This is a genomic window from Candidatus Hartigia pinicola (assembly GCA_020541205.1).
Taxonomy (GTDB): Bacteria; Pseudomonadota; Gammaproteobacteria; order Enterobacterales; family Enterobacteriaceae; genus Hartigia; species Hartigia pinicola.
Genome location: CP048208.1, coordinates 30,945 through 43,617, shown reverse-complemented (window position 1 = coordinate 43,617; position 12,673 = coordinate 30,945). Strand labels below are relative to the sequence as shown.

The following is a 12,673-nucleotide window of genomic DNA, read 5'->3' as shown; positions in this document are numbered from 1 at the left end:
ATTTCTATAAAACATCATAAATTTCTAGTGGTAACTTAAATATTGTTTATAAAAATAATATTATGACATTATGTTTGAGAGAATTTCAACTCCTTTAAATAATTTATTCTAAATTAACAATATTCATCACCACGAACTCAGGTGAGATAGATTTCAGATATGCGTTTACACTTTCTATTTAAATATGTCAGAAAAAATTTTAGGCGTTTTATTTTTATTTAAAATTTTACATAAGTTATTTTATCATTGTCCTTATTAAACAACATTTTATTAATACTTATTGATTCCACACAGCATATGCTTTCACTTCACTCAAATGAAATCACCTAGCTAAAATATAGTATTGCATTTTAGTACTAGCGTTTCTTTTATTTAAAAAAATTATTTTTACAATATTCTGTTCTTAATATATCCACAATAGTATCGTTTGGAGTTATTTAACATAATCAAAAATCGTTTTTATTTATCTTATCAGGATTAAAAGCTCGTTCTCATAAGTCAAATCCTTCCAGTTTTAAAATATCAGTTTTAAAGTAACACGTTATTAGCGGTTTCTATTTTAAAAATTTTAAAGATTCATAACAAATAACAGAACGAATGTTTAGTTAATTTATAAATTCTTAAGATTTTAACAGAAACATTAATCTTCTTAAAATATTAATCTAAAAAATTATGAATCTATATTAAGTAGATTAATATCAAACATATCTTACTCTGCCGTTGATAATCTATTTATACATTTGAAATGTTCTTATAACTAAAAAAGGCATTACTACATGCGAATTACAATAAAACACATACTAATACTTAATGTAGTAAAGTATTAGTATGTGTTTTATTTTTTAACATCATCTCCATAGGCCATGATAGTTTTCTAATATTTTTATTACTATGAATCATGAATTACATCTTAAGGAAAATACTGTTATTTCTAAACACAATACTGTATTTTTTAATAAAAAAATAAAAATAACGTGTTTGTCATCATATTGATTTTCATATTAGTACAAAGTAATTTTTTAGTTAAGAAAAGAACAAATATTTAATAGTAATTAAAATAGTTATTTATCATTAGAATCTTTTGTTTTTGTAATGCACATTCTAAATTTCTAACAAAATACAGGGAAATTCCATCACAAAAAACGCATATCAATTGTATAACTTTCTATGTAATATTTAACAATGATCACAATGGATAAATATAAGAAAATATCTTTATAACAAGAACAAAAGTGATATAATTTTAGTATAACGTCTACTAAAACATATAAGTCACACTCCTTTTCCATCACCGAGTGCTGTACTTAAAAAGTAAGCTAAGCTTAAACTTAAAATAATTTTAAATACCACATAACACCATAAAAAAATTAACTATACGATACTAAACAAAGGTTATTATAAATGAAATTATAGTATAATTTCATAAAATATAAAATATATTAAAATATTTACTTTTCTAAAAATGAAACTTTGAATTCAATTTAACTAATAAATAATCAATTGCACTATAGTATTATTTTGCAGTTAACAAAAGTCATATCGATTTATACAATCATGTTAAAACAGATAGCACTCATGAATTATTCAATTGCACAGTTATCCGTATATTTCATATCAATAAAAATTATTTTACACCTGAATTGAATTTTTTTTACTTTTAAAGTAGTTTTTATATAAAAACGTAAATTTTCATTAATAGATTTAAAAATAACATCACAAATAACTGGGTAATGAATAGCTACACATAATGATCCTTTATTAATTTATATAATTAAAGACATGTTCTAACTTTCTTCATAAAATAGCAATATAATCAACGTAGTTTTAATCAATTAAATTACCATAAAGCAATATGACAATACTTAAAAATAAATTACAGTACTGAAGATTAATTTTTTATTGCATAAGTTTAAACATATCCATGTCAGTTTTCTTAAAAACTTAATAAAAATTTATATCCATAATATTTTAAATAAAAAATCGCATCATACTTAAAAAATAGATCAGATTATATTTTAATATACAGTCCCAATCTTTTATCGTACTCTGAGAAATTAAATAATTAAATTAATTACCATTAGATTACATCTAATATATATATATTAAAATTCATTACAATACTTGAATCAAATAAAAATCTAATAGATAATTCAGTAAATGGATATAAATAATATATTAGCTTAAAACTAAATTTTCCACTTTTACCAGTCTGGAGTAAAAATGAATAATTATATAACTTTTCCATTACAATTTACTGATGCTGCAGCAGTTAAAGTAAAAAAATTGGTTTCAGACGAAAATAATCAAAATTTGTGTTTACGCGTTTATATTATTGGTGGTGGGTGTAGCGGTTTCCAATACGGCTTTACTTTTGATGATCAAATAAAAGATAATGATATGAAAATTGAAAAAAATGGAGTTTCTTTAATTGTTGACGCAATGAGTTTACAATATTTAATTGGTGGAACTGTTGATTATACAGAAGGATTAAAAGGTTCACGTTTTATTGTAATTAATCCACATGCAAAATCTACTTGCGGGTGCGGGTTTTCTTTTAGCGTTTAATTATTGATATAATAAGCATTAAAACTATTTTAGTTTATTTTTTTAATTAAAAATTACTTATATAATTATTAAATAGCTATTAAAATAAATAATTTTAGATAATACAATTAATATCATTTTAAATAAATGATCACTATAGATAATCAGCTTACTAAGTATATTAAGTATACTTAATGATGTTTATCCAAGATAACAATTACATTACAGTATTTGTCTAAAAAATTTTTTATGGTTTGCGTAATATCACTATACTGTAGCGGTATCAAAAATATTGATCTAGTATCAATACACAATTTTAAATTGATTAAATCACAACTTATTGTAATTAGTGATTTTATTATTAAATAATAAATGAATATAATAACCACGAATTAAATTTACAAAATTGTAATATTTTAGAAGACTAGCTATACTTTTCATGTTTTAATAATAAAATAACCAACTCAATATTATCGAATAAAGAAGTAAAGCATAAATGATCTACAAACACTAATTAGCTCATTTAAGATAATTCAAGATCTTATTAATGCTAACTAAAATTATATAAGATTATAAACACTACCATCTTTTCAAGATTAAACTTGTTCTTAGAAAGATATATGTATTTTAATTATGAAACTGTATCTAGAATTATACAAAATAAACGTTAACAGTAACAACACTGTTAACTTCAACATAAAATTACAACTTTTTAGTGATTTTAGATAAAAATATTATTTACAGAATACTGTATTATAACATAACATAAGCATTTAATGAAAATGATAAGTGAAATATTGACAAAGATTTATTATAAATAATGTATTTTTATTATTTCGTTTTTACATTGCATTGTGTAAAAATAATAAAAGGCATCAATGATTTTTTATCTTTAATGCCTTTATTTTTGTATCACGATCTTAGTAAAGTTTAGTTAAAATAGCGATTATCATGAGTGATGATTGGTAAGCAGCGACTGGTAAGAATTTGTTAAAAGTAATATGTGATTCTTTATCAGCTACATCAGAAATCGCACGTACTACTACAAAAGGGATTTGAAATTGATAGCAAACTTGACCAATAGCTGCTGCTTCCATCTCAACTGCGATTGCTAATGGAAACATTTTTTGTATACGTTCTGAATGTTTAGAGCAATTAATAAAAGCATCACCACTACAAATAAGCCCACACACAGCATTCATATCGAGTTCTTGAATGCATTTTTTAGCTAAGTCAACTAATTTTTGATCTGAAATAAATGCTGGAGGACACTCTGCCATTTGGCCAGGTTCATAGTTAAAAGCAGTAAGATCAGCATCGTGATAACGAACTTCAGTAGAAATGACAATATCTCCTATATTAAGACTCGGATCTAATCCACCTGCACACCCTGTATTAATAATAATATCAGGATGACAATACTCAAGCAATAATGTAGTTCCAAGAGCTGCAGCCACTTTACCAATTCCTGATTTTAACAAAACAACATCAACATCATGAATTTTTCCAGTATAAATTTCGCATCCAAAACGACTTATTATTTTAGGTTGTTTAATTTTTTCGCGAAGAATTTTAACTTCCTGCTCCATTGCGCCTATAATACCTACCTTCATTATATTACACTCTCTATTGATTAATAAGAAATTTAAGATTGAGATTGCTAAGTGTAGCACTGAACACACAAGAAAATATATTTTTCCTGTGTGTTATGCTAATAAATATATGTATAAAAATACAATTACATATAAAAAAATAAATAATCTTAACAAAGATTATCTCTGTTCAGTAGAGATTTTATTGAAAATTTATAGAGATACAACGTTCAGCATAAGAAAATAAAGTTGTTAGGAACGCATATGAATAACATTAATTTTTTTACTAAATTAAATTTAAATAAATGATATAAAATATATAACACACTAGGTCTCAATAAATATGATATTAAAAGCTTTTTTTTAAAAATTACCAAGAACAAATAATCAATTTCTGCCTCTATTTGTCATTTACAAAATCAACACCAGTGTTTTTCTAGAACAAAATTCAACTGTATACAAACAGTGAACATAATCATTAAAAGTGAAATAAGTTACTCGTTATATTAGTAAAGAAATAATTAAATACCTAAATAATAAAATTTAATAGAATATGTAGTGTCACAGATCATTTTATCCGTATTGAAAATCTCGTGCAGTATCTGATATAATGCATAATATATATAATCCTCCCTTGAGATACTTTAGTAAACTATCCGTTTAAAACGAGTTTAATAAATTATTAGTAACGAATATATTTATTTACAACAACCCTCTTAATATTGTTATAGCATTATTGTTCTTTCGATTAATAGAGCATATGTAACTGCATTATTATAAAATTTTTTTATCTCAACTTATGTATGACATAAATTATACCTAATAAATATTACATTACATGCATATAAGTCATTAAAAAAAATAGAAAGAATATACTACACAAAATCTATCCTTGGGTTTTACTATCGAGATAGGATCATTTGGAACTATATTAGTCGCATGCCAGATAGATAGACTTATAATGAATTGCGTAACTACACAGTTAGTAATTACATTTTCGTATCTGATTGCTATAACTCAATAGAACTGTCATAAAATATATAGTCATTTTTCTCGATACAAATTTTAAAAAATGAATTAATTTTTTGTTTAATATAATTCAACTTTATTTAAAGTGTTTCTTTTTTAAAGAAAAGTTATTATATGTTTAACTACTAATTTACAGTAAGTTAATCTTCATTGTTTTATATTTTTAATTGACGTCATTATTATCAGTCACGATATATCGGTATTATATTGGTATTATATTTTTAAAAATTTTAATTCTTTACAGCATATGATAATAACAAAAAACTAACTTATAAAAAATGAAATTAATTATTTCATTGAGTTTTTCACATTCATTGAAACACATTGAAATTTAACACATAAAATATTTAGTAAAAATTTTTCTAACTATAACTAACCGTATGAAAAATGTTAAAATAGCTTTATTTTATTATACGATTCATACGCTTCAATTTTTAATTTTCTTATCTTAACTAATTCAAAATCACATCTAAAGGTAAAAACATTAACTTATAAATAAGCTAAATAATATGAAAGTATGACGTTGTAATCTTACTATATTATCCTATAACTTTTTATATAATCAATCATTTACGAATATTATACAAATAATATAAACACTTTTATTTTACAGTGATCAAAAAGAGATTACGCAATGACTAAGTATAATTTACCACTTTTAGTAAAGATTAAATACTGTAAACATTGACGTGTATTTAATATACTCATAAGCAATAAAAAATTTCAGAATATAAGTGCATATATAGATTGCATTTTATTTAAGAAAATTTAAGTATTAAATTAGTTGCAATTCTATACAAAAAGAAAATTATTTAGACTTTTATTTTATTTTCAATTTTAGTAAATTAAAAAAAATATAGAAAATAATTTTTCATACTTAATTTGATTAATATTAATGCAAAAATATGTATTAAAGATATCTGCTAATATTAAAATATATATGGTATCTATTTTTAATATAAAAATCTTGATTACCTTAAAACAGTGAATTTAGTGAAATATACTTTTAAATGTAAAACTGGATTAAATCTAAATAATATAATTTTCAAAAATGAACATTGATTATTAAAAATTTATATACAGTCATTAGTGAAAAAAAATCTTCATAACGTTTTATGAATTATTGTCATCAAATCAAAACTACTACTATAATAATAAAAGATATAATGAAACGCATTTCTGAACATAATCTATATTTATTATATCGTGATCATATTCATATTAGTCTACTAATTCACAGAGCTGTTGAGTTTTTATTAATGTTTTGATATCAATAAATACAACTATAGATCTAAATTCGTGTCTATAATTTTATTATCTATACATAAAAGCTAATAGGTAAAACTAACACATAATTGCTGTCAATAGTCCATACTTATTAAACTAAATGCGTTTTTCTGAAAATTATGTAAACAAATTAAGGTTATATAACGCACAATCAAAACAAAAAATTATTTATACCTCATAATGTTACTATATTAAATGCATAAAACAGGAAACTATTTCTTTATTACTATTAAATAACGTTGAGATCATTAAACCTCTCTCTATACTGCATTTAGATATAGAAAATTTATAAGTACTGCTTTGTTTCCTCTAGTAAAAAATCAGATAAATGAGCTATTTTATTGGTATATTTACTAATTAAATTTATAAATTACTCAAAATGTATTAAAAGGTACACTATTGACCAATTTAAAACTACTAAATCAGGTGCAATAAACTCCACCCAAGCATATAATATCTTCCTTTTTTCTTCTGTCAATTATTCAAAATTTTTGCTGTGTAATGATAAAGCTTACTGAACGAATTTCGTACTTACGCGAAATTAAAGATTTAATTAAAAATCAAGAGAAGTTAATAGAAAAAAAATATTTAAATATTTATATACCCCTTAAAAACCGTTTTGAAATGGAGCAATTAAAATGGAGACTAGAAGACTATTGTTTTCGGTATAGACGTCCTACCGAATATGAAAAAGTTGAAAAATTAATTCATGAACGTCGTATGGATCGTGAAGACTATATTAATAATTTTATTAAAAAATTACATAACACAATGATTAAAGTTCACATCCAAGCTGAAATTTATGGCCGCCCAAAGCATATTTATAGTATCTGGCAAAAAATGAAGAAAAAATCTTTAGAATTTCATGAGTTATTTGATATTAGAGCTGTACGTATTATAGTTAAGAATTTACAAGATTGTTATAATGCATTGAACATAGTTCATACATATTTTCATTATTTACCCAATGAATTTGATGATTATATTTCTCATCCAAAATCAAACGGTTATCAATCTATTCACACAGTAGTGTTAGGTCCTAATGATAAAATACTAGAGATTCAAATTCGCACTCATCAAATGCATGAATATGCTGAGTTTGGCGTAGCTGCTCACTGGAAATATAAAAAAAATGAAAATTTTATTAACAAAAATAAAATTACAACAATAGTATTACTTGATGACATAAACCTATTATATATTAAAAATAAATATCAATTCAAATAAAATCTCAATAAAATGTATCATCAATGATTGAATTATTAAATATATTTATCGATACCTCAAAAATGATCTAATTTATTTACTAATAAATTCGACAACTCTGAATTTTTTCAGATATATCATATTGCTATAGATCAAAGTATATCAATTCTAATGTTAATAGTTTTATCATAATATTTAACTATTATTTAAAATCAATGATTAACGAGAATTAATAATGAATAAATACCTAAAAGTAAACTAATAGTAACTAAATTTATAATATAGATTCCGTAACAACTAGTTTATCATTTAGGGAATTTAATATACATATTTCACTCTTTAAAAAATATTATATTACGTCAGAAAAAGATCAAATTCTAGATAGAAAATTAATGTGTATCAATATAAGTTCTACACAGTTAAAAAAATGAGAAAGTAAATACTACCAAATATATTCTTAAAATAAAATTTATTACAGATATTATAAAATCAGTGATATTAGTATGCATTAATTATTCATTTATTTATAAAATTATTTAATAAAATTAACATTGCAGATTTTTATAGTTAAATTATGAAGGTGTCAAAGTATCAATCCACTTCTTTTACTATTTTCCTTATAAATAATAATATTTAGCAAATAATCATTAAAAATATTAGTAATTTTATACACAATATTATGCAATATTGACAAGATTCCTATATAATAATATCTTTGGTTTCATTACTAAAATATTAAAATATAAAACACTAACTATAAAAACTTTCTAAATTGTAAAGCTACATGCCAAAATCTTTAAAATCTATATAAAGAAGACAGTATTCGAACAGTTACGTCTTAGTTGTACACATAATAAAATAACTAACGATAAAGAATCAGCTATTACGAAATATTAGCATCTATTAGCTTAAAAACTGATTAACGTACTTAATTTAAGTGTTTTTAGTAATAAAAATTAGATACCATGAACACCATAATACAAATTAACAATTTATAAAACACTTGCACCAATATTAAAAATCTTCTCATGACTTAAGATAATCAAAGAAAATATCATTTTGTTTTGTAATGTACAAAATAACAATTGTTGAACAAAGCCAGCATGAATAAACGTAATAAAATAAAACATTAAACATTTATTTTACACTCTAAATAAGACGTAACTTATAGAGTAAATATTTTAGAATAAATAAAATGGTTAAGATGATCGATATCTAATGTTATTACAAGAATTTTATAAAGTTATTAATAATATTGAATGCAATTCTTACAACTCAAACAATCAATAAAGATGTTTATTATATCAAGTTAAGGTTTACATACAGTAAAAAATAATCACAATTTTATGTTGATTAGATTTGTAAAACTATTAATAAAAATCTACTAGAATGAGACTTCTTTCTACTTTCAATGTTTAATATTCAATATTACCCAATAATAGAGTTATTAATTATTAAAAAGAAAAAAACCATATAAAATACACACGTCTCAATATGTAATATTTAATTACATAATTAGTACTCGTAATATCACAATATTCTAAAAAAATCTCTTTTCTATTAACATAATTTACTGATATATCAATACTGTAATTTATCTTAGTGATATGAATAAGAATCTTTATACATTCATAAAAAATTACTAACAATTATAAATTAGCTGAAGAACAAATAAAAATAATATTGTTTAATAATTCATTGATTCTACTACTTTAATAAGAATAATTACATTATACATTAAATATATTCACGTTAACAAAAAATTTTTAAAATACATCAACTACTTAATTAGAATAAAATACAAAGATAATATTTAATAAAATTTACTACAATACTCGCAGATAAAATATTGCTTAAAATGTGTTTGAAACTTATCATTTATGTAAAATCTTAAAGTATTTGTAATAAAATCATGATTCAAGTATACTATTTACCCCTCCAGTTATATCTATTATCTTTTGCATTTAAAAGATCAGGTTTAGCATGAAAACTAATTATATTTTTGTGACCGGTGGGGTCGTATCTTCTCTAGGTAAAGGTATAGCTGCAGCTTCTTTAGCAGCCATACTTGAAGCCCGTAGACTGAATGTTACTATTGTAAAGCTAGATCCATATATTAATGTTGATCCGGGAACAATGAATCCGACTCAACACGGAGAAGTCTTCGTTACTGAAGATGGAGCTGAAACTGACTTAGATCTAGGTCATTATGAGCGATTTATTCGCACTAAAATGACACGAAGAAATAATTTTACAGCAGGTAGTATCTACTCAGAAGTTCTGCGTAAAGAACGTCGTGGTGACTATCTTGGTGCGACTATTCAAGTAATCCCTCACATCACTAATGAAATTAAAGACCGCATTGTTCTTGGAGGTAGAGACTATGAAATAGTTCTTGTTGAAGTAGGAGGGACTGTCGGTGATATTGAATCACTGCCATTTTTAGAAGCTATCCGTCAGATGGCAGCGGAAATTGGCCGTAATCATACATTATATCTTCATTTAACGCTAGTACCCTATTTAGCCGCTTCTGGTGAAGTAAAAACTAAGCCGACTCAACACTCTGTGAAAGAATTATTATCTATTGGGATCCAACCAGATGTGTTAATATGTCGTTCTGATCGAACAATTCCAGAAGAGGAACGCGCTAAAATAGCTTTATTTTGTAATGTTCCACAACAAGCGGTAATCTCACTAACAGATGTTGATTCTATATATAAAATCCCTAATATGCTAAAATCACAAGGATTAGATGAATATATTTGTCAACATTTTAAAATTAACTGTAATGTAGCCAATCTTTCTGAATGGGAACGAGTTATTTATGCAGAAGAAAACCCTGTAGGCGAAGTTACTATCGGCATGATCGGAAAATATGTTAAATTACCAGATGCCTACAAATCAGTAATTGAAGCGCTAAAACATGGTGGACTTAAAAATCGTCTGACCGTTAATATAAAATTAATTGATTCAGAAGACGTTGAAATTCATGGCGTTTCTTTACTTAAAGGTCTTGATGCAATTTTAGTACCAGGTGGATTTGGTGAGCGCGGTATTGAAGGTAAAATTATAACGGCATTCTATGCACGTGAAAACACAGTACCTTATTTAGGTATTTGTTTAGGCATGCAAGTGGCTTTGATTGAATTTGCACGTAATATTGTTAATATGGTAGATGCTAACTCTACAGAGTTTAATCCAAATTGTAAGTACCCAGTTATTGCGTTAATTACTGAATGGCGTGATAAAAATGATAATCTTGAAATTCGTTCAAAAAACAATAATCTTGGTGGTACAATGCGTGTAGGTAGTCAACCATGTCATTTGGTTCAAGGTAGTTTAGTCCATAATATGTATGGTGTCGATATCATTATTGAACGCCATCGTCATCGCTATGAGGTTAACAATACGCTATTAAAACGTATAGAAGAAGCTGGTCTGAAAATTTCAGGTCGTTCAGTCGATAATAAATTGGTTGAAATCATCGAAAACCCAAATCATCCATGGTTTGTTGCATGTCAGTTTCATCCCGAATTTACTTCAACACCAAGAGACGGTCATCCGTTATTTTCAGGTTTTATTAAAGCCGCTAATAATTATCAAAAAAAGTAAAGTAAAATAAAAAAACAAAATAAAGTAGAAAATAACTTCAATTCACAGTGAGTATACTCAATCCTAAAATTAAATTCACACTAAGGAAATATAATGTCTAAAATTATTAAAGTAATCGGTCGTGAAATCATTGATTCTCGTGCTAACCCAACTGTAGAAGTGGAGGTACATTTAGAAGGTGGTTTTGTTGGATTAGCTTCTGCTCCATCTGGAGCATCTACAGGTTCACGTGAAGCACTAGAACTACGTGATAATGATCAGTCACGTTTTTTAGGAAAAGGTGTTTTAAAAGCAGTTAATGCAGTTAATAACTTAATAGCAAAAGCATTAATTGGTAACAATGCAAAAGATCAAGCTAATATTGATAAAATTATGATTAATCTTGATGCTACTGAAAATAAATCTAGTTTTGGTGCGAATGCAATTTTAGCAACTTCTTTGGCTAACGCAAAAGCAGCAGCTATGGCAAAATGCATGCCTCTTTATGAGCATATTTCTGATATCAATGGTACTCACAGTCAATACTCTATGCCTCTTCCAATGATTAATATTATTAATGGTGGTAAGCATGCTGATAATAACATTGATATCCAAGAATTCATGATTCAACCTGTGAGCGCGCCTTCTCTGAAAGAAGCTGTGCGTATAGGTTCTGAAATTTTCCATCATCTAGCAAGAGTACTAAAATCTAATGGAATGAATACTTCTGTTGGTGATGAAGGTGGTTACGCACCACATTTAGAATCTAACGCTACTGCACTAATGATCATTAAAGAAGCGATTGAGAAAGCAGGCTACCTTTTAGGTAAAGATGTTACTCTAGCTATAGATTGTGCAGCTTCTGAATTTTATAATAAAAACAATGGTCAGTATGAGTTAAAAGGTGAGAAAAAAACCTTTACTTCACAAGAATTTACTCATTACCTACAAAACCTAACTAAAGAGTACCCAATCATTTCTATTGAAGATGGTCAGAGTGAGTTTGACTGGGAAGGTTTTTCATATCAAACTCAAATTCTTGGCGACAAAATTCAACTAGTTGGTGATGATTTGTTTGTAACGAATACAAGAATATTAAAAGAAGGCATTGACAAAAAAATTGTTAACTCAATTTTAATTAAGTGCAACCAAATTGGTTCCCTCACAGAAACTCTAGCGGCAATTAAAATGGCAAAAAATGCTGGTTATGCTGTAGTAATATCTCATCGTTCAGGTGAGACTGAAGATGCAGCTATTGCTGACCTAGCGGTTGGTACAGCAGCAGGACAAATCAAAACAGGATCCATGAGCCGTTCTGAACGTGTTGCAAAATATAATCAACTCATTCGCATTGAAGAAGCACTAGGTGATCATGCGCCATTTAGGGGGCTAAAAGAAGTTAAAAATCAAAAATAATTTATTAT

At 25.6% G+C, this 12,673-nt stretch carries 4 protein-coding genes and 1 pseudogene; 4 read left to right on the top strand and 1 reads right to left on the bottom strand.

Going from position 1 to position 12,673, the window contains the following annotated elements:
- Window positions 1-2,220 precede the first annotated feature (2,220 nt).
- A complete protein-coding gene (gene erpA / locus GFV14_RS00105) occupies window positions 2,221-2,565 on the top strand; it encodes an iron-sulfur cluster insertion protein ErpA (protein ID WP_457914332.1) in 345 nt (114 codons plus the stop codon).
- A gap of 899 nt (window positions 2,566-3,464) precedes the next feature.
- Here the strand turns inward: erpA and mtnN are convergent.
- Window positions 3,465-4,157: a 5'-methylthioadenosine/S-adenosylhomocysteine nucleosidase gene (gene mtnN / locus GFV14_RS00100; RefSeq protein ID WP_457914331.1), complete on the bottom strand. Its 693-nt coding sequence runs from the start codon at window positions 4,155-4,157 to the stop codon at window positions 3,465-3,467.
- Between the two features lie 2,693 nt (window positions 4,158-6,850).
- Between mtnN and GFV14_RS00095 the strand changes: the two are divergent.
- The 3 genes and pseudogenes from GFV14_RS00095 to eno form a co-directional block, all read left to right on the top strand.
- A pseudogene (locus GFV14_RS00095) lies at window positions 6,851-7,583 on the top strand (HD domain-containing protein); the annotation flags it as partial.
- A gap of 2,058 nt (window positions 7,584-9,641) precedes the next feature.
- Complete coding sequence (locus GFV14_RS00090) at window positions 9,642-11,270, top strand: CTP synthase (protein WP_457914330.1); 1,629 nt, start codon at window positions 9,642-9,644, stop codon at window positions 11,268-11,270.
- Between the two features lie 93 nt (window positions 11,271-11,363).
- The gene (eno, locus tag GFV14_RS00085; protein ID WP_457914329.1) at window positions 11,364-12,665 is read left to right on the top strand and encodes a phosphopyruvate hydratase; all 1,302 of its coding nucleotides are present in this window, start codon (window positions 11,364-11,366) and stop codon (window positions 12,663-12,665) included.
- The last annotated feature ends 8 nt before the right edge of the window (window positions 12,666-12,673 follow it).

Excerpts from the sequence above, each read along its gene's own strand:
- erpA (WP_457914332.1), top strand. The coding sequence starts at position 2,221 with ATGAATAATTATATAACTTTTCCATTACAATTTACTGATGCTGCAGCA.
- mtnN (WP_457914331.1), bottom strand. The coding sequence starts at position 4,157 with ATGAAGGTAGGTATTATAGGCGCAATGGAGCAGGAAGTTAAAATTCTT.
- GFV14_RS00090 (WP_457914330.1), top strand. The coding sequence starts at position 9,642 with ATGAAAACTAATTATATTTTTGTGACCGGTGGGGTCGTATCTTCTCTA.
- eno (WP_457914329.1), top strand. The coding sequence starts at position 11,364 with ATGTCTAAAATTATTAAAGTAATCGGTCGTGAAATCATTGATTCTCGT.